25 protein-coding genes are annotated in these 21,980 nt (G+C 56.2%); 11 read left to right on the forward strand and 14 right to left on the reverse strand.

The features are described 5' to 3' along the window. Positions 1-2 precede the first annotated feature (2 nt). Both ACQY4Z_RS18535 and ACQY4Z_RS18540 read right to left on the reverse strand, forming a co-directional pair. Entirely contained in the window at positions 3-701 is a 699-nt protein-coding gene (locus tag ACQY4Z_RS18535; protein WP_133946027.1) for a response regulator, read from the reverse strand. Positions 702-745: 44 nt separating this feature from the next. Beyond that, positions 746-1,303, reverse strand: coding sequence for a MarR family winged helix-turn-helix transcriptional regulator (locus tag ACQY4Z_RS18540; protein ID WP_208326649.1), 558 nt, complete (start codon positions 1,301-1,303; stop codon positions 746-748). Between the two features lie 248 nt (positions 1,304-1,551). Here ACQY4Z_RS18540 and ACQY4Z_RS18545 point away from each other — a divergent pair, with 248 nt between their 5' ends. Further along, the gene (locus ACQY4Z_RS18545) at positions 1,552-2,457 is read left to right on the forward strand and encodes a branched-chain amino acid aminotransferase (RefSeq protein WP_428523739.1); all 906 of its coding nucleotides are present in this window, start codon (positions 1,552-1,554) and stop codon (positions 2,455-2,457) included. A gap of 109 nt (positions 2,458-2,566) precedes the next feature. On the opposite strand, the gene ACQY4Z_RS18550 is transcribed toward ACQY4Z_RS18545, so the two are convergent. Continuing rightward, positions 2,567-3,232, reverse strand: a complete 666-nt coding sequence (locus ACQY4Z_RS18550) for an outer membrane protein (RefSeq protein WP_209174369.1) — start codon at positions 3,230-3,232, stop codon at positions 2,567-2,569. 323 nt (positions 3,233-3,555) lie between these two features. Here ACQY4Z_RS18550 and ACQY4Z_RS18555 point away from each other — a divergent pair, with 323 nt between their 5' ends. The 9 genes from ACQY4Z_RS18555 (at position 3,556) to ACQY4Z_RS18595 (ending at position 11,814) form a co-directional block, all read left to right on the forward strand. After that, positions 3,556-4,560 (forward strand): calcium/sodium antiporter, encoded by a 1,005-nt coding sequence (locus ACQY4Z_RS18555; RefSeq protein ID WP_428523741.1) that lies wholly within the window; start codon positions 3,556-3,558, stop codon positions 4,558-4,560. Between the two features lie 67 nt (positions 4,561-4,627). Beyond that, complete coding sequence (uvrC, locus tag ACQY4Z_RS18560) at positions 4,628-6,598, forward strand: excinuclease ABC subunit UvrC (RefSeq protein ID WP_428523743.1); 1,971 nt, start codon at positions 4,628-4,630, stop codon at positions 6,596-6,598. Between the two features lie 189 nt (positions 6,599-6,787). Beyond that, positions 6,788-7,870: an endonuclease/exonuclease/phosphatase family protein gene (locus ACQY4Z_RS18565; RefSeq protein ID WP_428523745.1), complete on the forward strand. Its 1,083-nt coding sequence runs from the start codon at positions 6,788-6,790 to the stop codon at positions 7,868-7,870. Between the two features lie 114 nt (positions 7,871-7,984). After that, the gene (locus ACQY4Z_RS18570; protein WP_428523747.1) at positions 7,985-8,572 is read left to right on the forward strand and encodes a thymidine kinase; all 588 of its coding nucleotides are present in this window, start codon (positions 7,985-7,987) and stop codon (positions 8,570-8,572) included. Between the two features lie 50 nt (positions 8,573-8,622). After that, complete coding sequence (locus ACQY4Z_RS18575) at positions 8,623-8,958, forward strand: HlyU family transcriptional regulator (RefSeq protein ID WP_428523749.1); 336 nt, start codon at positions 8,623-8,625, stop codon at positions 8,956-8,958. Positions 8,959-9,094: 136 nt separating this feature from the next. Further along, positions 9,095-9,667, forward strand: coding sequence for a CDP-diacylglycerol--glycerol-3-phosphate 3-phosphatidyltransferase (gene pgsA, locus ACQY4Z_RS18580; RefSeq protein WP_133946040.1), 573 nt, complete (start codon positions 9,095-9,097; stop codon positions 9,665-9,667). Positions 9,668-9,698: 31 nt separating this feature from the next. Further along, positions 9,699-9,950, forward strand: a complete 252-nt coding sequence (gene moaD / locus ACQY4Z_RS18585; protein WP_428523752.1) for a molybdopterin converting factor subunit 1 — start codon at positions 9,699-9,701, stop codon at positions 9,948-9,950. 60 nt (positions 9,951-10,010) lie between these two features. Beyond that, positions 10,011-10,421 carry a molybdenum cofactor biosynthesis protein MoaE gene (locus ACQY4Z_RS18590; protein WP_428529604.1) on the forward strand — a complete coding sequence of 137 codons (411 nt, stop codon included), beginning with the start codon at positions 10,011-10,013 and terminating at the stop codon, positions 10,419-10,421. A 91-nt stretch (positions 10,422-10,512) separates the two neighbouring features. After that, complete coding sequence (locus ACQY4Z_RS18595) at positions 10,513-11,814, forward strand: multidrug effflux MFS transporter (protein ID WP_428523754.1); 1,302 nt, start codon at positions 10,513-10,515, stop codon at positions 11,812-11,814. 44 nt (positions 11,815-11,858) lie between these two features. Here ACQY4Z_RS18595 and ACQY4Z_RS18600 read toward each other — a convergent pair whose 3' ends face one another. From ACQY4Z_RS18600 to ACQY4Z_RS18630, 7 genes are all read right to left on the reverse strand, one after another. Continuing rightward, positions 11,859-12,509 carry a glutathione S-transferase family protein gene (locus ACQY4Z_RS18600; RefSeq protein ID WP_428523756.1) on the reverse strand — a complete coding sequence of 217 codons (651 nt, stop codon included), beginning with the start codon at positions 12,507-12,509 and terminating at the stop codon, positions 11,859-11,861. Between the two features lie 37 nt (positions 12,510-12,546). After that, positions 12,547-13,206, reverse strand: coding sequence for a ribonuclease T2 family protein (locus tag ACQY4Z_RS18605; RefSeq protein WP_428523758.1), 660 nt, complete (start codon positions 13,204-13,206; stop codon positions 12,547-12,549). A gap of 23 nt (positions 13,207-13,229) precedes the next feature. Continuing rightward, complete coding sequence (locus ACQY4Z_RS18610; RefSeq protein ID WP_428523760.1) at positions 13,230-13,673, reverse strand: cytoplasmic protein; 444 nt, start codon at positions 13,671-13,673, stop codon at positions 13,230-13,232. A gap of 87 nt (positions 13,674-13,760) precedes the next feature. Then, positions 13,761-14,609, reverse strand: coding sequence for a 23S rRNA (adenine(2030)-N(6))-methyltransferase RlmJ (locus ACQY4Z_RS18615; RefSeq protein ID WP_428523762.1), 849 nt, complete (start codon positions 14,607-14,609; stop codon positions 13,761-13,763). Further along, positions 14,606-15,121, reverse strand: a complete 516-nt coding sequence (locus tag ACQY4Z_RS18620) for a GNAT family N-acetyltransferase (protein WP_428523764.1) — start codon at positions 15,119-15,121, stop codon at positions 14,606-14,608. Before ACQY4Z_RS18620 ends, ACQY4Z_RS18615 begins: the two co-directional genes overlap by 4 nt. Before the next feature lie 150 nt (positions 15,122-15,271). Next, positions 15,272-16,144 (reverse strand): cold-shock protein, encoded by an 873-nt coding sequence (locus tag ACQY4Z_RS18625; RefSeq protein WP_428523766.1) that lies wholly within the window; start codon positions 16,142-16,144, stop codon positions 15,272-15,274. Positions 16,145-16,356: 212 nt separating this feature from the next. Then, positions 16,357-17,454, reverse strand: a complete 1,098-nt coding sequence (locus ACQY4Z_RS18630; RefSeq protein WP_428523768.1) for a DUF1176 domain-containing protein — start codon at positions 17,452-17,454, stop codon at positions 16,357-16,359. A gap of 224 nt (positions 17,455-17,678) precedes the next feature. On the opposite strand from ACQY4Z_RS18630, the gene ACQY4Z_RS18635 reads away from it, so the two are divergent. Continuing rightward, positions 17,679-18,317, forward strand: a complete 639-nt coding sequence (locus ACQY4Z_RS18635; protein WP_040452398.1) for an MBL fold metallo-hydrolase — start codon at positions 17,679-17,681, stop codon at positions 18,315-18,317. 17 nt (positions 18,318-18,334) lie between these two features. Here ACQY4Z_RS18635 and ACQY4Z_RS18640 read toward each other — a convergent pair whose 3' ends face one another. The 4 genes from ACQY4Z_RS18640 to ACQY4Z_RS18655 all read right to left on the reverse strand — a co-directional run bounded on the left by ACQY4Z_RS18640 (position 18,335) and on the right by ACQY4Z_RS18655 (position 21,867). Beyond that, positions 18,335-19,210 (reverse strand): DUF1402 family protein, encoded by an 876-nt coding sequence (locus ACQY4Z_RS18640; RefSeq protein ID WP_428523770.1) that lies wholly within the window; start codon positions 19,208-19,210, stop codon positions 18,335-18,337. A 381-nt stretch (positions 19,211-19,591) separates the two neighbouring features. Then, positions 19,592-19,936 carry a DUF6665 family protein gene (locus tag ACQY4Z_RS18645; RefSeq protein ID WP_428523772.1) on the reverse strand — a complete coding sequence of 115 codons (345 nt, stop codon included), beginning with the start codon at positions 19,934-19,936 and terminating at the stop codon, positions 19,592-19,594. Between the two features lie 33 nt (positions 19,937-19,969). Beyond that, positions 19,970-21,313: an MFS transporter gene (locus ACQY4Z_RS18650; RefSeq protein WP_428523774.1), complete on the reverse strand. Its 1,344-nt coding sequence runs from the start codon at positions 21,311-21,313 to the stop codon at positions 19,970-19,972. Then, on the reverse strand, positions 21,310-21,867 hold the full coding sequence (locus tag ACQY4Z_RS18655) for a chalcone isomerase family protein (RefSeq protein WP_428523776.1): 558 nt from the start codon (positions 21,865-21,867) through the stop codon (positions 21,310-21,312). The genes ACQY4Z_RS18650 and ACQY4Z_RS18655 overlap by 4 nt, the downstream gene beginning before the upstream one ends. Positions 21,868-21,980 lie beyond the last annotated feature (113 nt).

Here is a 21,980-nt window from a genome sequence, read left to right on the forward strand (position 1 = left end):
CCCTAGTCACACGCAAGCCGGTAGCCGATGCCCCGAACGGTTTGCAGGTAGACGGGGTTGCCCGGATCGTCTTCGATTTTCCGGCGTAACCTGTTGATCTGGACGTCGACCGTCCGTTCACCGAGGCCACTGTCGTCGCCGACAATCTTGTGCCGCGGAACGGTGGCGCCGGGTTGTTCTGCGAAAATCGACAGGATCTGTTTCTCGCGGTCGGTGAGACGGATCGAGCTGTCGCCGTTTTTGAGTTCACCCCGGGACGTGTTGTAGCAAAACGGCCCGAACCGGATTTCGGTCACCGTCGTCGGCGGCTGGTATTGGCCGCGGCGCAGAATGGCACCGATGCGCAGCAACAATTCTTTCGGTTCAAACGGCTTGCCGAGGTAATCGTCGACACCGGCTTCCAGGCCGGCAATCCTGTCGGGAGCATCCGTTCTTGCTGTCAGCATCAGTATTGGAACCTGTGACGTTTCCCGGAGTGACGTTGCCAGTTCCGTTCCGGTTTCACCCGGCATCATGACGTCGAGAATGATCAGATCAAACTCCAACCCGGACAGGCAAACCCGTGCTTCGGCCGCATTGGCCGCGGCAGACACGCGATATCCGTTGTCTTTCAACAGCCGTCCAAGCAGGTCCCGGATCCGGCTGTCGTCATCCACCAGTAGGAGATGAGGCGCATTGTCATCAGGAGCCGTCACAGTCATCGGCGCTTTTGTCCTTCCCAACGATGAACCCGGCGGACGCCAGATCAGTCTTTCAATTCGTATGAACTGCGGATCAGCCCGACAATGTCGTTCCTGGCTTCAGGATCAATAACTTGCAACAAGAATTGCCGGACTATCACGTCGGCGCCATCTGGCAGTCCAATTAGGGCGCGTTCAAGGCGCTTTTGCTGCAGGCGGGCAAGATCATCCGCAAGCACCTGTCCACGTTCTGTTGTATACAAGAGGCGCTGGCGGCGATCATGCGGGCCTTCACGCTGCTCGATGATATCCGCGTCGACCAACTGTTTCAGCACCCGCCCGAGGCTTTGTTTGGTGATCCTCAAAATGCCAAGCAGGTCAGTCACCATGATCCCAGGATTGCGTTCCACAAAATGTAGAACGCGGTGATGGGCACGGCCGAAATCATATTCCGCCAGAACATCATCCGGATCGCCGGTAAAATCGCGATAGGCAAAAAACAAAAGTTCGATCAGATCGTAGGGAACTGCGTTTGCGGCTCCGTCATTGTCTCCTGCCGGTTCGGACTGGCTCACAGGCTTGGATTCGGCGGGCAGGGACGCTTTGAAATTTATGTCAGTCATATTGACTTATTTAGGACCGATTGTTACTTGTTGACCACGGTGTGCGAAATGATTGGTCGTTTTGTTGCTTTTTTCAGCATTTAACGACAAACGAATCCAATCAGGAACGGCGCGCTTCTCAAGATACCGATAGTTGGCGTGCTGTGCAAAAGATACAGCCATTCAATGGGCCGTTGTACGCCTGAGCCGATTGAAAACGCGACTGAAAAATGAAAACACGCTCAGGAGAGCGGGCGGGAGTTTAAGACATGGCTGCACAGCCCTTTGATCAGCTGACAGGTGATATCTGGTATGACGGGACTTTTGTGCCCTGGTCCGATGCCAAGCTGCATGTGTTGAGCCACGGGTTGCATTACGGAAGCAGCGTGTTTGAAGGTGAACGCGCCTATGGCGGACGTATCTTCAAATCCGAAGAGCATACCGAGCGTCTGCTGGCATCTGCTCGCGAGCTCGGGTTTGAAATTCCCTGGACGTCGGAGCAGATCAATGCTGCCAAGGAAGAAACCCTTGCGCGCATGAACTTGACGGACGCCTATATTCGCCCGGTCGCTTGGCGCGGCAGTGAGATGATGGGCATTTCCGCCCAGAAGAACACCATTCACCTTGCGATCGCTGCTTGGGAATGGCCGAGCTACTTTGCGCCGGAAGAGCGTTTGAAGGGTATTCGGCTTGATATGGCGGACTATCGCCGTCCGGATCCGAGAACGGCTCCGTTCAAGGCCAAGGCTGCCGGTCTGTACATGATCTGCACGATTTCCAAACATGCCGCCGAAGCGAAGGGCTATACAGATGCTCTCATGCTCGACTGGCGCGGTCAGGTTGCCGAGGCGACTGGTGCGAACGTGTTTTTCGTAAAAGACGGCAAGATCCACACGCCGACGCCAGACTGCTTCCTGAACGGGATTACCCGCCAGACGGTGATCGGTCTCGCCAGAGACCGTGGCATTGAGGTGGTTGAACGGGTCATCATGCCGGAAGAGCTTTCAAGCTTTGAGCAGTGTTTCGTCACCGGGACAGCTGCCGAAGTGACGCCGGTGTCTGAAATCGCCGGAAACAGCTATGTCGTTGGTGACATTATCAAGACGTTGATGGAAGACTATGATGCGGCCGTCCGCCCGCAAGTTGGCGAGATGAAAACAGCAGCGACTGGCTGATTGCTTCCGAAAAGATATAGTTCGGCGAGTTCAGCCGCTGAACGTGCAACAAAGAAAAGCCGGCGCGCCTGCGCCGGGTTTTCTTTTTAAGTTTGCCAGAATTCCAGGTTTAGAACTTGTAGGCAATACCGGCCCGAACCTGGTGGTCATTGAACTCGGTGCTGACACCGGTTCCACCGAGGTTAAAGTCCTGATCGCCGAAATCCTGGTAGCTGTAGTCGAAGCGGGCAACGACATTGGACGTAATCGCGGCTTCAGCACCAGCGCCCAATGTCCAGCCGAGAGCGGTTTTGCTGTCGGAGACACCATTGGCTGTTGCTTCCAGGTCGGCGATGGCCAAACCACCCGCACCATAGATCATGTAGCGGTCAAACGCGTAGCCGAGACGGCCGCGGAAGTTTGCGTTCCAGTCAGAACTGGACTTGAGGGAGAGACCGTTGACGGTACCGCTCTTTTCAAGATCAGTTAGGCTGAAATCGGATTCCAGACCGACGACAACATTCGGAGTGACCTGAAAATTGTATCCGGCATAAGCTCCGCCAGCGACACCGTTGTCGTTGAAGCCACGGCTTGCGCCGCCGGTGCTGTTGTCGAAGTTGCCAAAGGCCCAGCCAAGCTGCGTACCAATGTAAAAGCCGGTCCAGTCGATGCTTTGCTGACCTGCGGGAACAGCATCATATGCTGGTGCCGGTGCAGGTGACTGCGGCAGGTCGGCAGCGAGCGCTCCTGCAGCGCTGGCGGTGAGGGCAAAACCTGCAAGTGCAAGACGGTTCATTGAAAATACTCCAGATCCACACTAACTCATTCAATTCAAGACGCGCTCGAAGTCGCGTCCACACCTTCCCCCGGATTGAAGATATGGAGATCGTTTGTGGCGGATCGGGTCAGAGATTATGGAGTTTTGATGACTAATGGCGGCAAATTTCTGTCAGTGTGAACCAGAGATTAAGACCGTTGCGATTTGCAGTGACTGGACAAGAAAGATCCTTGTTCCCCGCTTTCCCCGCACCAATCTATTGCGTATAACGCGCCCAGTCGAAAGAACGGCGATCCCAAAGCTGCCGTATTTCAACCCTCAGACCCGAACCGGAACTCAGAATGCTGTTTGACTATTTAAGCCTGGCAGGTGGATTGGTTGCACTCATCATTGCCGGCGATGTCTTGGTCAGAGGCTCTGTCGGGGTCGCTCAGAGGCTTGGTATTCCCAATCTTGTCATCGGTTTGACAATCGTTGCTTTTGGCACGTCAGCGCCTGAACTTGTTATCTCCCTCAAGGCAGCGCTGGATAATGCCAGCGGGATTGCAATCGGCAATGTGGTCGGATCCAACATTGCGAATGTGTTGCTGGTGCTCGGTATGCCCGCGTTGATCGCTGCGACACCTTGCGGCGAACAGGGCGCCACCCGGACCGCGCTCTTCATGGTTGGCGTCACTCTTGTTTTCATTGCGCTTTGTTTCTTCTCGCCGATCGGTCTGTGGTCGGGCATTCTTCTTTTGGCGTTGCTGGCCGTGTTTCTTGGTGGTTCTACAATTGCCGCGCGGCGCCATCGGAAAGATCTAAAAGCCGCTGCAGCTGGTGCGGATGTCACCGCGGAGGTCATGGATAACGATGATGAACTGGACGACGTCGATGACGTTCCCGATTCCATTTGGGTCGCGCTCATCTACATCGGCCTGGGTCTCGTCGGTCTTCCGCTTGGTGCGCATTTCACCATCAGTGGTGCAACGACCATCGCAACGGCCTGGGGTGTGAGCGATGCAGTGATTGGTTTGACGGTGATCGCGCTTGGAACCTCCCTTCCGGAACTTGCAACAACCGTTATGGCCGCAATCCGGCAGCATGGCGCCGTAGCGATCGGCAACGTCATCGGATCGAATATCTTCAACCTTCTTGCAATAATCGGCATCACGGCCGTCGTTGTTCCAATCGATGTGCCGCAAGAGGTGCTGAAGCTCGACATCTGGGTGATGCTCGCCTGTGCGGTGTTGTTGACCGCGCTCGCCGGGTTCAAGGTCTGTCTTGGCCGGATTTCAGGGTTTGTCATGACAGCGGCCTATGGCCTTTACATCGCCAGCGTTTACATGCTGGGCTATGCCGGCTGAGTGAGGCGAACCACGCCTTTCAGACGACTTCAGACCAATACTCTCCGATCCTCAAAAAAGGACCAGCATGGGCGACGTGTCCGAAACCGATACTTCAACAAAAAACTCGAAAGGCGCTGAGGATTCGCCGGTTCTGAAGGGGGTTGAAGTTATCGCCCGCGAGGTCAAGCGTCTGCCCAACGGGCCTGGTGTTTACCGCATGCTCGATGAAAACGGAGAGGTTCTCTACGTCGGCAAGGCGCGAAGCCTGAAGAAACGGGTGACCAGCTACACCCGCCTGCAGGGGCAATCGAACCGGATCATGCGCATGATCCTTGCGACGGCCGCGATGGAATTTGTCGTCACCAACACCGAACCGGAAGCCCTGCTGCTTGAAGCCAACCTGATCAAACGGTTCAGGCCGCGCTTCAACGTGCTTTTGCGGGATGATAAGTCATTTCCCTATATTCTGGTCACTGGTGATCATGAATCTGCAGCCATCGTCAAACACAGGGGGGCTCGCAAGCGCAAGGGCGACTATTTCGGCCCATTCGCGTCTGCCGGGGCCGTCGACCGGACGATCAATGCCCTGCAAAAGGCTTTTTTGATCCGGACCTGTTCGGACAGCTATTACGAAAACCGAACACGGCCCTGTCTTCAATATCAGATCAAGCGGTGCGCCGGACCGTGTACCGGGGAAATCGCGCCGGAGGACTATGCGGGCCTCGTCTCAGAAGCGAAGGCGTTTTTGTCCGGACGCAGCCAACTGATCAAAGAACAGTTGGCTGCCCAGATGGAAACCGCTTCCGCGGACCTGGAATTCGAGCGGGCGGCGATCTATCGGGACCGTTTGGCAGCGCTGTCTCACGTTCAGGCGCATCAGGGCATCAACCCCCAAACGGTGGATGAAGCAGACGTCTTCGCCATTCACCAGGAGGGCGGGCAATCCTGTGTCCAGGTATTCTTTTTCCGAACGGGACAAAACTGGGGCAACCGCGCCTACTTCCCGAAGGCTGACAAGTCCTGGGACGAGGCTGACATTCTGGAAAGCTTCCTGGCCCAGTTCTATGACGACAAGCCAGCGCCCAAACAGATCCTGTTGTCTCATCCGCTCGGTGAGCAAGAGCTTTTGGGAGAAGCCTTGAGCGAACGGATGAGCCGGAAGGTTGATGTGTCGGTCCCCAAGCGCGGCGAGAAAAAAGAACTTGTCCTGCACGCCATGACAAATGCGCGCGAAGCATTGGGGCGGCGGCTTGCGGAAACCTCAAGCCAGGCAAGGTTGCTTAAAGGCGTTGCGGAAGCTTTCGACCTGGCGACCCCTCCGCGCCGTATCGAAGTGTACGACAACTCGCACATCATGGGCACCAATGCTGTCGGCGGCATGATCGTTGCGGGCCCAGAAGGATTTGCAAAGGCGCACTACCGGAAGTTCAACATCAAGTCAGAAGATCTGGTTCCTGGCGATGACTACGGCATGATGCGGGAAGTCCTGACGCGCCGGTTCTCACGTCTCATAAAAGAGCATGCCCGGCCAGAGGGAGGGGAAACGTCCAACCCTGAAGATGCGCCGGAAGCAGCAGAGACCGATGGCCCGGTCGACACGGATGTACCAGCTTGGCCGAATCTGGTTTTGATCGACGGCGGGCAGGGACAGCTCACGGCTGCGCGGGAGACACTGGAAGAGCTTGGCCTGACCGATGTGCCGCTGGTCGGGATCGCAAAGGGGCCGGACCGGGACGCCGGTCGGGAGAAGTTCTTCATCACCGGCAAACCGTCGTTCATGCTGCCAGAGCGGGATCCGGTCCTTTATTTCGTTCAACGCCTGCGGGATGAAGCGCACCGGTTCGCGATCGGCTCTCACAGGGCCCGCCGGAAAAAGGATATCGCCAAGAACCCGTTGGACGAGATTGCCGGTATTGGGCCCACTCGAAAAAAGGCGTTGCTCTCGCATTTCGGGACCGCAAAAGCGGTCTCCAAAGCCGGAGTCGATGATCTTGCTGCTGTCCCAGGCATCTCCGAAGCCATTGCCCGTCTGGTCTACGACCACTTTCATGAGTAATTTATCCGCCAATTGGCATATAAGTCCCGGTGCAGTGGTTCGGCAACACGGTTGAACTGGCTGGTGGTTTGAAGATGAAGTCTGTAAATGGCAAAGGCACGCTTCGTTCTTAAGAAGGCATAACCGTATTGCGCGTCCAGCAGAACCAACACAGCTCAAAAAGCCGGATCACTGATGTTTGAGAGGGTGATGAAAATCGGCCGCCCGCTCCTCGTTTTGGCGGCTTGGTGCTGTGGTCTGGGTGCGGTGTTCGCCGCGTTTCTTGGCTTGTCGTCCTTCATCGCACCGGACTACTGGTTGTCCGACAACATGAGCTTCTTCCTCTGGCAGTTTCTGTATGGAGGGATTGGCGGTACGCTCTGTGCGATTGCCGGCTTTTGGTTTGTCCGCAGTTTGCGTGGGGCTTATCGGTTGCTGGTCGTGATTGCGGCCGTTTCCACAATGATACTGGCCGTGGTGACAGGCCTCAGAACGGTTGAAAATACAGCCCCGCTGTTTGCCTCTTCTGCAGATTTTAGAGAAATCAAGATTGTCTCCATAAACTTGGAAGCCTTGTTTCTCGGAGATCCGGTTCTGACCGGCTACCTTGAGGACATAGACCCGGACATCATTGTGCTGCAGGAGACACTTTGGCCGATTCAGAAAATGCGGTGGCATCAGCGCGGGGTGCCCATCGGCGGACCAAATCCCAGTGTCTATCCGGAATGGTATTCTGCCGGAAACCTCGGAGAATTGGTCGTTTTCTCCCGCTTCCCGATTGAGAAAACGTCCTCCCGTTTGATACCGGGCGTGACGCCGCCCGGGGCAAGCGTCCACTACAACGGCGATCGGGAAATCCTTTCGATGTCAGTGAATGTTGACGGTCAAGCCGTGGACCTCATTGCGGTGCATCCGGACAGTCCCCGGACAAACCGCCGCTGGCAAAACAAGCGGGCTTATTTCGAAGCCATGGACGCCGATATTGCGGAATTGCGCCAGGCCGGCGCCGATCCGTTGATCGTTGTTGGAGACTGGAACAGCTCTCCCTGGTCGGCGCGGTTTCACCAGTCTCTTGAAGAAAATGATCTGGTTACCGCTTATCCGGATGGTGTTCCGCAGGTGACCCGGTATTTCTTCGATTACCGCTTGCGCTGGATTCTAGGCTCGCCAGTGGATCAGTTCGCTGTCTCAAAGGATATTGGCATCGTCAATGTGTCCCTGGGTCCGCATATCGGGTCTGACCACCGGCCGCTTCTGGTTACTCTTCAACTTCCTGAACAGGCTAAAGACTAGTCCATCTTAAACAGGGCGGGGATAGCCTGCGCGGCGGGCCAGAAAACAATTGAGCTCAGCCATCGGATTGGAAAGACTGCATCGACGTTTCGACCGATTCCTTAAGAAAGCCCGATGGCCAAACTTTATTTCAACTACTCTTCCATGAACGCGGGCAAATCCACGGCCTTGCTGCAGGCTGCCTACAACTACGAAGAACGTGGTATGAATACGCTGTTGCTGATCGCGGCCCTGGATGATCGGGCGGGCAAGGGCCGGATAGCTTCCAGGATCGGGCTGGCGGCCGATGCGGATATCTTCTCGTCTGCCGATGACGTTTACGCGCATGTGGATGCTGTTCGAAAAGAGCGCGAGATCCACGCGGTATTGGTCGATGAAGCCCAGTTCCTGACCGAGGAGCAGGTTTGGCAACTCGCACGCGTTGCAGATGGCCTGCGTATTCCCGTGATGTGTTTTGGCTTGCGGACTGATTTTCAGGGCAAACTGTTTCCCGGAAGTGCTGCTTTGCTGGCGATCTCCGACAATCTCAAGGAGATCAAGACGATCTGCTGGTGCGGCCGCAAGGCCACGATGGTTGCCCGATTGGACGGGGACGGCAAAATCGTCGAGGAAGGGGATCAGGTGGTCATTGGCGGAAATGATAAATACATCTCCCTTTGCCGCCGTCACTGGTCGGCCCGTGATCTTGGAAACAAGCAATAAGATATAGCTCACTGAGCGGACTCTACCGATCCATGCCTTGAAGGTCCCGCGTGACCGGCCTAAAAGAACGGCATCTACCTCTTGAGAAGGATGGCCAGATGTTTGGCAAGGTGTTGAAGTCATTGTTCGGCGGGTCAGATGCTCCGCAAAAGCCCGGCAATAGCGTGTCGGTCGAGTATGACAGCTACACAATCATCGCTGAGCCTCAGCAAAATGGGGGGCAGTGGCAGGTCCGCGGACGGATCGAAAAACAGCACGGTGAAGAGCTGAAAAGCCATGTGTTCATCCGGGCGGACACCTTGCCGGGAGAAACAGAAGCCGCGAATGAAATGATCCGGAAAGCCAAGATGATGATCGACCAGCAGGGCGACAGCATTTTCAGCTGATCCTTCCATTTGACCGCTTGACGAGATATGGCCTTGTAGACCAGCGTTGGATCAGCATCCTCGCAAATCTGAAACGTGACAAACTCACGGACCACAGGTCTTCTGCCGAATACAGACGGTGATTTAGAAAGCCAATATGAAAAACAACGTCGCCTTCAGTCTGCCGAATATCTTGACCTACGGCCGGATCCTGGCCGTGCCGGCTGTTGCGTTTTGTTTTTATTTCGAGGGAACGACGCCGCGCTGGATTGCGGTCGGACTCTTTGTTCTCGCAGCGATCACCGATTTCTTTGATGGCTATCTGGCGCGTGCTTGGCAGCAGCAGTCTGCTCTTGGCCGGATGCTTGACCCGATTGCCGATAAGTTGCTGGTTTCTGTATGTCTTTTGATGCTTGCCGCGGATGGAACGATCGGCGGCTGGTCTATCATTGCAGCGCTCATCATCTTGTGCCGCGAAATCCTGGTGTCTGGTTTGCGCGAGTTTCTTGCAGAGCTGCAGGTCAGTGTGCCGGTGACCCAACTGGCGAAATGGAAAACCACGGTCCAGATGGTTGCAATTGGCCTACTTCTCGCGGGGCCTGCAGGTGACCTGATCTTCCCGTACACGTCCTTGCTTGGTTTGACTGCGCTTTGGGTGGCGGCCACTTTAACCCTATATACGGGGTACGATTACTTCCGTGCAGGGATCGGGCACCTCATCACGGAATAATGGGATGAACCGGTCAACGGTCGAGGGAACAATGAACATTCGTTATTTTGCTTGGGTGCGCGAGCGTGTTGGGGTTGAAGAAGAAGCGATTGAATTGCCGTCAACTGTTGTGACCGTGGCGGACTTGATCGGTCATCTCAAGACCATTGATGACAATCACGCATTTGCATTTGAAGACGAAGAAGCCATCCGCGTCGCCCTGGATCAGATGCATGTGGAAGCTGACGCGGAGCTTGGTGATGCCAAGGAAGCGGCCTTCTTTCCGCCGATGACAGGGGGCTAAGCCGTGGTAGTGGAGGCAACGGTCCGGGTTCAAGCTGAGGACTTCAGTGCGCAATCCGAAATGGACACGCTGACAGCTGGGCGCCAGGATGTGGGCGCCCTTGTTTCCTTCACAGGGTTATGCCGCGATGAGGCCGGAACGCTTGCGGCGCTGGAACTCGAGCATTATCCTGGCATGGCCGAAGCCGAATTGGAACGGATCGCCAGCGACGCCCTGAAACGGTGGCCGCTGACCGGCCTGACAGTCGTGCATCGGTATGGGAAGATACGACCGGGGGAACAGATTGTGCTGGTCGTTGCCGCGTCTGCCCACCGCCGTGCCGCCTTTGAGGCGGCTGACTTTTTGATGGATTTTCTAAAGACCCGCGCACCGTTCTGGAAAAAAGAACACTTCGTGTCCGGGAAAGCTGAAACTTGGGTGGCGGCCAAGGCCGATGATGATGCGGATGCCGAGAGGTGGGTCGCATCCTAACGGTTCGCTACCTCTGAGGTGGCCCGCCAGATTATTGTGCTCTGCCGATCATCTTGTCGGGAGAGCCTTTTGCGTTTGATCGGAATACCTGGTGAAAGAAAACGATACTTCCAGTGATCATGACTATCCGGCCAGTGGTCCACAGCCTGCGGCTCGAGCAGCAAAACCGGAAACCCTTCGGGACCCGGGCATTCCTTTTGCGGAATTTGTTACAATCATCGCTCTGCTTATGGCACTGAATGCGCTTGCGATCGATGTCATGTTGCCCGCCCTCCCAGCCATTGGCGAGGCGCTCAATATCCAGGAAGAGAACAACCGCCAGACCGTTTTGCTGCTCTATTTGGTGGGATTTGGCGGCGGACAATTGTTTTTCGGACCGATCGCCGACTCTCTCGGCCGCCGCAAGGTTCTGATCGGCGGACTGGTGCTTTACAGCCTTGCCAGCATTGCGGCGATCATCACGAATGACCTCACTCAGTTTCTGGCAGCCCGTGTGTTGCAGGGGGTCGGCTGTGCAGCGGCGCGTGTGACCGCACTTTCAATCGTGCGGGACTGTTTTACCGGCCGGCGCATGGCAAAAGTCATGTCTCTTGTCATGATGGTGTTCATGGCGGTGCCTATCATCGCTCCGTCCGTTGGCCAGGCAATCCTGTTCGTTGCTGGTTGGCATTGGATCTTTACGATGCTCCTTGCTGCCGGTGTCGCCATGTTGGTGTGGACGTGGATACGTCTGCCGGAAACGCTTTCGCCGGAACATCGGCGGCCGATGGTGTTATCCAATATTGCGGGGGCCTACTGGAAGGCGCTCACGACCCGTGTGACGCTTGGATATACGATCGGACTGTCCTTCATTTTCGGCGGTTTGTTCGCGTTCCTCGCCATGTCGCAGCAGATTTTTGTCGATGTCTTTGGGCTGGGTGCTTACTTCCCTGTGGTTTTTGCCGGGATTGCCATAGCGATGGCAATTTCATCCTTCATGAATTCACGTCTGGTGGAAGCCATCGGTATGCGGCGCCTGTCTCATACCGCTGCACTGATCTTCACGGGGTTGGGGGCACTTCTGGCGGCCGTTGCTGCGTTGGGATTTGAAAGCTTGTGGCTATTCCTCATCCTGACAACCCTGATCATGACGACGTTCGGGTTTTTGGGCGCGAATTTCAACACCATGGCGATGGAGCCGCTCGGCGATATCGCAGGTACTGCATCTTCGGTGATCGGCTTCTTAAGTACTCTGGGCGGCGCCATCCTGGGGTATGTGATGGGTCAGCTCTTTGACGGGTCGACAATGCCGCTGGGGCTCGCATTTGCCTGTTATGGCTTAAGTGCGATCGGCTGTATCCTGTTCGCCGAAGGCGGCCGGATGTTCCACGCATTGGAGCGCGGCGACCAATAATGCACTGAAAGTAAAAAAGCCGGACGGGCGCCCGGCTTCTTGCATCAGCGTAAGGGCGCCGGATCATTCTCCGGGACCGGAGCTGCAGGCATCTTGGTATCCGCAAAGGCAGGGACTGCTGATTCAAAAGCGTCCAGCCAGGCCACCAGTTTTGGATGATCAGATCGCCAGTCGCCATTGTAGCGAATGTCCAGATATCCAAGAGCGCAGGCGAGCGTAAGCGTTCCAGCATCAATGTCGTCAGCTGAACTCGGAGCAGCCGGGGCATTGGCTTCGAAATGTGCCAGGGCCCGGTCCATCTTTGCCGCTTGATAGTTGTCCCAAGCCGGGTCGCGGAACTTGGGTTCCTTGAAGCGTTTTTCGTAAACCCGCAGGATAGCCGCGTCCATCAACCCATTTGCCAGTGCCTGGTCCCGGAGAACCAGATAGCGGGCTTCGCCTTGCGGAAACAGCTTGCCGCCACCCGCAAGGAAATCGAGATACTCCAGTATGACCGAGCTGTCATAGATGACTTCGCCGTTTTCCAGAACGAGTGCCGGGATCTTTCCGAGCGGGTTTTGGCTGCGCAGATCATCCGAGGGGTCTGCGGTGTTGGCCTCGACAACCTCGATCTGGTCCTTGAGACCCAGGATTGCCATTGCCAGTTTGACCTTGCGTCCAAACGGTGACGGCGGGGACGAGCGCAATTTCATCATGGTGAAACTCCTTACATGAAGACGAGAAGGTCAGGTGTTATCGGGCGGCTGGCGGGACGACGGTGAGCGAACCGGAGCGGCAGCCGCTGCGATCGACAGAAGGACAGGAGCGGAATTCCAGATCCTTCGACATGCAGATACGGACTTCTTGAAGTTCGCCGCGTTCGCAAACAATCGCGATGCCGTCCTTGGACAGTCCCGGATTGACGCTTGAGAATGCCGCTTCGATCTTGGATGGGGCGGCCTGTCCGGGTTTGTTGATTGTCCGAAAAGCCTTGGGAATTTTGACTTTTTCGAAAGCGTCCCGGGTCAGATCAAAATAGTCCTCGGGTGCCAGGCCCGAACAAGTGCCGTGTTTTCTCCACTGATGAAAGATCAGGCCATGGCTCGGCATGATGTCGTCCATGTCAAAGGCGATCTGCCGGTCGATGCGGCGTTGGCTTGTACTACAGCTTTCCGGATAGCCACGCTCATATTGTGGCCAGAGACCATGGACAATAAAGCGGAAGGGAGTTTGTGCACTGCATTGGTGAGGGCTTGCGTCCGGCCCGGCTTCCCTGCAATAGGCGGGAGACCAGGAGAGGGCGAGGACATAGAAGTCAAAATCACCGGGTGTGTCGGCGTGGGCAGTTGGCGAAACTCCCAAGGCAACAATAGCCGCTACAGCAAGGTGCTGCAGAAATTTCGCCAGTCTCATAATGTGACTTGTCCAGCTCTGTTTTATTGAGGTGTCAGAGTACGACAAGAACCGCCATAAACATACCACTTATCGCGCTGGTTCAGACAGGTTTCGACGTTCCAGCCAATTCCAAATGTACCCGCGTGGGATTCAAGCAGATACTTGACTGCAACCCGGCTGCCGTCCGACAGGCTCGCTGTTCCGCTGCAGTACCGGCGGTTCACAGCGCTGGAGACGTTGGCGCGGAAAGTTGTGTCGCGGATCTTGTCGAGTTGGACGATGCGGACCCCATTGAAGTAGCTGGGTGCGCGGCTCACCGTATTTTGCACCGCACGTTGAACGGAGGTGGCGTCGCAGCCCGGCAACTGATTGGACCGCTCGCTGGAGAAATAAACCCGGTGATCTTCTGCTGAAGCGGTAGCTGTTAAAATCCCGGACAGGGCCAGCACAGGAAGGGCAAAGCGGGCAACACGAAACAAACTCATAGCCGAACCTCCGAAAAATGCTTGCTCTGACGATGGGGGACACCCGGGAGCAGGTCAAGCAGGGATCGTTAAAATCGGCTCATGGGGTCATTCGCCGACAATCTGTTGAACATTCCAGTCGGCTCCCGGCCCTTGCCGAACTGTGTCACAGAGCCATGGAAGCACTACATTCATTTCGCCTGAAAGGGTAAAGGGCGGGTTAACCATAGTCATGCCCGAGCCCAACATCCTTGTGTCCGGCCCGCTTTTGCCCGCATTTAGTTCCAGAGCCAGGATGTCGCGCAGTCCCGCTTCCTCAAAGTCCTTATGCATCCGGGCAATTGCGGGCGCGTCTTTCATGGGATACCAGAGCGCGAATGTGCCCGTTTGCCACTTGCGCCAGCTCTTGATTACCGCTGCGGTCATGTCTTTGAATTCGGTCGTTTTTTCAAATGCCGGGTCAATCAGCACAAGTCCGCGCTTTTCCTTGGGTGGCAGAAAACCGCCAAGCGCAAGCCAGCCGTCCAGATGGATCGTTTTGACCTGGTGGTCGCCCGAAAAAAGTCTCGAAAGCGTTTCGAAATCTGCCGGGTGCAGCTCTGTGAGGGTCAACCTGTCCTGTTTTCGCAGCATGCGCCGGGCAAGCAGGGGAGAGCCTGGGTACGTTTTCAGGGAGCCTTCGCCATTTTCGCCGCGGACCACCTCAAGCCAGGGTGCCAGAAGCTCCGAAACACTCTCCGGCATGTCACTGGCGAGCACCTTACCGATGCCCTGTTGCCACTCTCCCGTCTTTTGGGTTTCCTCGGACATCAGATCGTAACGACCGATCCCCGCATGGGTGTCGATGACCCGAAAACCCTTTTCCTTGCGCTGGAAATACGTGATCAGACGCGCCAGAACGGCATGTTTCAGGACATCACCGATGTTGCCGGCATGGTAGGCGTGGCGATAGTTCATACAGCAGTGCTCAGCGGGACTTTGCGCAGGAAAACAACGGCTTTTTCTCCGTGATCCGCCGTGCCAATTTCTTCAAATCCGAGCCGCTGATGGAACCTCAAAGAACCTGGATTTGGTGGTCTAGAGTTCACCTCACAAACAAAGCTGCGGCTGGTGTCTTTGAGGTGTTTGAACAAGGCGTGGTAGAGTTTTTCGCCGATCTTCAAGCCGCGCCGGTGTTCATCGACACAAATGCGGTCTGTATAGGAGAAGTTGGAGACGTTTTCGCTCAGCCATTGGTAGTTCGCGCTGGCATAATCCGCGCCGTCACCGATCGACAATAGAAAACCTACGGGCTCCTCGTCGATTTCGGCAACCAGGCAAACAAGCGACTGGCCGATTAGATCCAGAAGTTCTTCTGCAGACAATTCGTTCACAGCAGGTACGGCCGCGTTGTTCAGGGGCAGGAGGTGGCTCAAATCCCCTGGGCGGAACAGCCGGACAGTTGCGGTCGGATTTGAAGTTGTCGTCATCTGCTGCCTTTCTCATGCGCATTCTGGCAGCCTTATAGTGCGTGGCGTGCGGCAATAAAAGCAGGCTGGTTGCCCAAAACAACGGGCGCACCAGTGGTGCGCCCGGAATTTCTTGTTTCAGTGTTTCCGGCAGTGCCGGAAGAGTGCCGCTTATTCGTAATCCGGCTGCTCGCCTGTGCCGTCGTTGACCGGCTGCTCGTCAGCGCCGGCATTCGAACCGTCTTCCTCGAGCATTTGCAGGTTCACCGCTTTTGGGCCCTTGCCCCGGCGATCCGGCTCGGTTTCGAAAGAAATGCGTTGCCCGCTGTCTAGGGAAGCAAGTCCGGACCGCTCAACCGCCGAAATATGGACGAAAACATCGGTCTCGCCATCGTCAGGGGTAATAAATCCGAAGCCTTTGTCAGACTTGAAGAATTTCACAACGCCGGATTGGCGTGGCCCACGTTCGACCGGCGGATAATCCCGCCGTGGAGGACGATCTCCCCCTTCACGGTTTCCGCCGCCGTATCCGCCCCGGCCGCCACCGTAGCCGCCGTCACGACCTCCGCCGCCGCCGTAACCGCCACGGCCACCACCGCCGTAGCCACTACCATCACGACCACCGCCGCCGCCATAGCCACCACGGCCACCACCGCCGTATCCGCCGCCATCTCGGCCGCCACCGCCGCCGCCGTAACCACCGCGGTCTCCGCCGCCATAGCCACCGTCACGACCACCGCTGCCGCCATAGCCGCCGTCACGACCGCCTCCGTATCCGCCCCGGCCGCCGCCGCCGCCGTAACCACCGCGGTCTCCGCCGCCGTAGCCACCGTCACGGCCACCGCCGCCACCATAACCACCACGGCCACCACCGCCGCCAAAGTCATTATCGCGCCCACCCCGGTGACCGCCATCACGGCCGCCGCCATAATCACCACCGAAGTCGCTTCCGCCAAAGTCACTGCCGAAGTCTTGCGGACCGCCAAACTCGCGCTTGCCGCCGCGCCGACCACGCGACCGCCGGTCCGAATCCCCATCGTGCATTACGTAATCACCTTAATTTCCGTGCCATTCCGGCACTAACGCCAATTCTCACCCGCCTTTTCGGCCGAGCCTAAATCGGAGACCACATCGAGATGCGCTCACCAAACTCAAGGATCAGGGTGAAGTAGAGCTGCCGCACCCCATTCCATCCGCTGCGGAAACATCATAAGGGCGCGATTGTGAAAATCGCAAGAAAATCCTTAGGGGAAAGGTTATTTAGACGCGTTTTTTAGAGGCCAAGTGTTTGACCAATTGGACAAGTCTGGCTCCGTGTTATCACACGTTTTGCGCGAAGCTTCTTCAAGCAACACCAATCCAGTGCCGTTCCAGACCCATCTGTTCCACAGTCCGCATTCGCCAACTCCAGATCCTTTGAAGTAGCTGATCAACTGGCGATCGGCTGGCACCCAACGGGCATTGTAAATCAAATCGGTGGCGATTGGACCGCTTTCAGACATTCTGGCGACATGCACCTGACGTGCAGCCCCATCCTTGCCCGCATAGATCGCGACATAAGGGCTGTTATAAGCCGTCGGAGCACCACACGGCACGATATAAAGGGATGCGCCGTCCTCCAGCGGAACACGGACTGCATTCAGGCTGGCAAAAATGGTCGGGTCGATGGAAGAACAGAGCCGGTTGGCGTGCCAAATCGCGGAAACTTCGGCTGGGAGCTCCTCCGGAGCCAAAATTGGAAGCGCATGCGGTGCGTTGACCGGAGGCTCAGCTCCGGGCGAGACAATGGCTGACGCCGTTCCTGTCCGGTTTTGCCGGTTGTCCAGCCAGAGAAGGCCCGACTTTAGTCCCTGCAGAGGAATGGAAACGGAAACTGTCTCCGCGCTGCCTTCTCTGGGTATGTGTACGGTCAGTTCTTGCCCTGTTTGCAGAGCTGTAAGCAGTGTGGAGGTGACTGCACCCGTTGGGTACCAGAAGCCTTCCCCGCCCAGTGGCCGAAATCCGGCTGGGGATGTCACTCCCGCCTGGATTTCCCGCAATTGTTCGATTGGTAGGGACTCTATCGTTGTCCCGTCGACATCGAAGCGCAGTGTGCCGGTCTGGGGGAGAACAGTGTTTGTGGTCAGCCGCAGCAGCGGTTGGGCATCCGCGCGCCAATCCCGGACAATCCGCAAATCAACCCAGACGGACTGGTTCCGGGTGAATGATGAGGAGAAGCACACTCCCGTGCTTGCGCAATCGACAAGCCAAGTATCGAACACCGGCGCTGTGCGGCCTGGCTGAGCTTGGGCGCTTCCGGCAATTCCTAGGGCCAGAAGAGTTGCCGTGACAGCGCTGAACAGTCGTAACGTCATTCGGTGCCGAACCTGATTTCTTTAGCTCTTCCAACAAGAGCCTCTCACCTTTTACGAAATCAACGCCGCAAGGTGAACCCATGGACCATTACAAACATGCGGCTCTGGCGATTTGTCCCGTATTTGTTACAAGGGGCAGGATAACATTCATCCAGGAGATAACAGTGGCGCAAGACATGTCGAATTCGGATGCCGGGGCAGGAGAGACTGGCCAGGGTGAGGAGATGCCGCCGATCCAGATCATGATTGTGCCTGTCACGGGGTTCCAGCAGAACTGCTCTGTGATCTGGAACCCTGCGACCATGGTGGGCGCTGTCGTTGATCCGGGCGGCGATGTCGACACCATCATGGCCGCAGTCAAAGAAAAAGGCGTGAAAGTCGAGAAGATTGTCCTGACCCACGGCCACATAGATCACATCGGTGGCGCTGCTGATCTTGCCGAACGCCTTTCAGTTCCTGTCGAGGGACCGCATGAGGCCGATCAGCCCTTGATCGACCGGGTTGCCGATCAGGCGGCGCAATTCGGCATGGGGGAAGCCAAACCCGTATCGCCTGATAAGTGGATGCAGGAAGGGGACGTTCTGACAATGGCGGGACGTGAATTCGACGTCCTGCACTGCCCGGGTCATTCACCAGGCCATCTGGTTTTTATCGACAAGGAGTTGCGGCTGGCGATATCAGGCGATGTGCTCTTTGCCGGGTCGATCGGGCGGACCGATCTGCCGGGAGGAAGCCACGAGACGCTGATCAAGTCGATCACTGAAAAGCTTCTTCCGCTTGGTGACGATATCTCGTTCTTGCCCGGGCATGGGCCTGCATCGACATTCGGCCACGAACGCCAGACCAATCCATTCTTGACCTGAGCATCCGGCCGGATCGATTAGAGCAATGATTCCAGCTCTTCGATCCGGTCATTCACCAGCCAGCCGTAGTAGTTTTCGCGCGGCCAGGAGTTGCCGCTGCGGCGGAATTTGGCCGCGCGGCTCCAGGGATCCCCGAGATTATAGAGCGTTGCTGTCAATCCGGGGTTTTTTGAAATATCCACTTTGCCGACAGACTTGTAGGCGTCGATCGCGTCCCGGATGATCGCTGCCATGTAGTGCAATGACTGGTTAGGATCCATGGTCGCTTTGTAGACGGCTTCCGGATTTGTGGATTTCAACTTGCGGAAATTGCTCGTGCGTGCCACCCGATCGGTCATCTTCAGAACCGTCAGTGGGCTCAGCTGTCCAAGACCGAAGCTTTGACCCGCATAGAGCGGTTGAAAGAACGCTTCGTTGAAGTTCTTCCGTGGATAGCGGACACCATCGACGCTTTTGCCGCGAAAGCGGCTGTTCCAGACTTGTTCGTAACAGGACCAGCGCCGGTCGCTCGCTTTTTGCACGTGCTCCTTGCGGCACCGGTCAAATTGCGGGCGCTCCACAAAGGTTTCGACTTGCTCGCCATTGAGCTCAAAATCAAACCGGATGCCAGCGTAAGCAAGGGCCTTTACGTAATAGGACTGCGCGCTGTCGAGAGTGTCATAATTGTAGGTGTGTTCGCCGACGATCGCTCCAATGATATGGATTGGATCAATGCCATATCGGCTCGCGACGCGCTTGATGGATGACATCAGCCGCCTGTCACGCCGCAAAACGCTCAGCACCTTTTCGAATTTGGCATCGTATGATGAATTGGAGGCGGACGTCCTGCGGGATGAAGCGAAGGGGATTTTCGGTTGAGAGCGGTATCTGTTGCCTTCCGGGACAACTCGCACTTATTGGGCATGGGCGGTAGCTGTGAAACCGTCGCCGCTACCGATCGGTAGTAAATTCCCGAGGCAGAAAAACATTGCGAACATGGCAATGGGAGCGGTGACCCTATGGACGACAGTGATGCGTTTCATGTTTTTGCTCGGGGCCAACGCTCGTGAATTATTGCACCCTTGATTTGCGGGTGGCGGATTTCAATGGTCCGTAACCGTGTATATTACGCAACGTTACAAAGCGGCATATTATTTTGTTTTATGGCTGCGAAAAAAACACTCTTATCGGCGTGATGCAACTCTGCGAACCTCATACATCCAAGCCATCAACAAGGAAGTGATACAAATCACAAAGGCTTGTCCGGCCGCGTACGCAATGCATGCGCTGCCTTCTCAAGACCCTTTGCGAATGTTTGGCCCCATGTGCAACCGGACATCATGCGGAACACGCAGTTCGTCATAATAGGCCCTGCTGTTCCTCAATCCACACATCTCCCGTTGTATCGAGACATACCAAAGCGCCTCGCAGGCTTCGGCAAGGTGGGGAGAGATTGTTTCCTCTGTAGCTTCTGCGTTAGCCCTTGCCGCGTCGAGTTTTCGTAACGCGGTTTCGAGCCGCTTCTGCAGTCGGAACAGTGTTGCCGCTTTCTCATTAAAGATCTCGTTCTGCAGGGCCTGCGATAGCGGATCTTCATCTTCTTTCGGTTTGTGAAGGATCTGCGGTGGCCGTACGGACATGTTTCAATCCTGTGAGCGAGGGCAGGGAGCGGTTCAAGACACAGCGGACTTGTTTTTTGTCAGGATGTCCTGTGCCCAAATTAAACTCCCGAGGGCTGCCAGTTTCAAGGCACAGGGGAGGGCTGCATATGTGAGGCTTAGGACCCAATCCAGTCTCGGCGTCATATCTCCCCCCGGTACATAGCCCAAAACGCCGAGGATCGGCAGGGCCAATCCGGTCGCAGCCGCAAGGGACGTCTTGGAAAGCAGTGCCATCAGTGAAAAAAGGCGCGATGCATCCGTCTGGCGGTCATCAGCGTCGATATGGTCTGCAAGAATGGCAGGCGGCAAGGCTAAGTCGGCCCCGAGAGCCAGGCCCGACAGCGTGCACACAACCGCATAGGCGGCAATGTCTCCGCGGCCGAGAAATACGGCCCATATAAACGTAACGATCGCGAGCCCGAGTGAGAGCTGCCAAGCCCGGATTTTCCCAAACTTCGAAGCCAGTTTGATCCAAAGCGGCATGGATGCAGTGCCGGCTAGAAAATAGATCAGCAAAAACAGTCCTGTATATGGCTCAGCGCCGAGCCGGTCTCGCACATAAAAGAGGACAAGAACCGCGGGAATAGCACTGGCGAATGTATTCAGAAGAACGAGGGAAAAGAATACTGACCGCCAGCGGTCTTTGAGCAGGCTCAGCCAGTTTTGCCGGTGATGCGCTTCTTTGGGGGCGGAGAGCTTGGCCGTCTTCATCCATGAAAGTAGAAGCACCAAGCCGACAACAAGCAGCGGGAGATAAGCCACCGTCAAATAGTGAAACGCCTGTTCTTGCCCGGCCCATTGTGTCAGAACCGTTGGCGTTATGGCGGCAGCAAGCAATCCGAGAAGACCAAGGGCTTCACGCCCGCCGGTGATCCGTGTCCGGTCTTGGGGCCGCGACTTCCATAAGCCGCCCAGGGTTTGAAGGTTGATCGTGACGATCGAAAAGCCGGTGGTGCAGATGAGAACCGATAGCGCAAACCATGCGAGAGGTGCTGAGGCCAGCGGATGAAACAGCATCCAGAAGCCTGCGCCCAACATAAGAGTCCCCACAGCCAGGATTTTTGGCCGGTGCGAGTGAAGCCGGTCGCTGATGCTGCCGATGAACGGATCTTGAAACGCGTCAATCAGCCGGAGGGCCAGGAGGACGACACCAAGGCTTGCAAGGGACTGACCCAATGTGACGGCATAGAAGTCAGGCGCATGCAGATAGATCGGCAAGCCGGCGAAAGACAGAGGGAATGCCAATGCGCCATAGACCAGGATGGACCGCGCCGTAATCTGGTTTGCGGTCTGATCACCTACCGGTCGACTAACGGTTTGACCGACCTCGGTTGCTGTTTGATCTGAGATGGTCAAGAACCGGTGCCGACAAGTTTTGCGCGAAGACGCGGGTTCTGAGTTTTGTTGCCGAGCCAGATGTCAAAGAAATGTCTCGTGAAAGCCGGATCCGCAATAGTGCCGATTTCTTTATTGCCAAAATAGAAACGGCTGCTCCCAGATGCGGTTCGGACCCCAGTTACGGACTGACCGGAGGACACATTTGGAAAAATCGCTGTCATTTGTTTGGTCCAGCCGTCCAATTGAGCCTTAGAAACCCCCTGTTTGGCCATTTCTTCTGCGGACTTTTCGGCAATTGCCTTGCCTTTGAAATTCCGGAGATAGGTCAGCCGGAGCGCAAACGGATTGGTCGAGGAGTACACTCCGTTTGGTGCGAAGAGTTCTGCGTCAAAAACGTTGAAACCCAAGAACTTCATTCGGCCTTCCCCCACAAGACTGGCCGAGGGAACAGAACCTATTGCAGCACCGAGGTCCGCACGGGCAAGGTTTGTTCCGAAGGTGAACAGAGCAGTACATAGAGCTGCTGCAAACAGGATGTGTTTGCTCCAGGGATGTCTTTTCTGAGATCGCAAATCAGCCTCCTATACAAGTGCATTGGTGTACGCAGTTGGTGGGACTGTGGATTGCCGGTTTGACCTAGCATCTTGGTGCGAAGCAACTGGAAATGTGTTGAAGGGTCGGCGTT

It is taken from the genome of Roseibium sp., from assembly GCF_965276855.1.
Taxonomy (GTDB): domain Bacteria; phylum Pseudomonadota; class Alphaproteobacteria; order Rhizobiales; family Stappiaceae; genus Roseibium.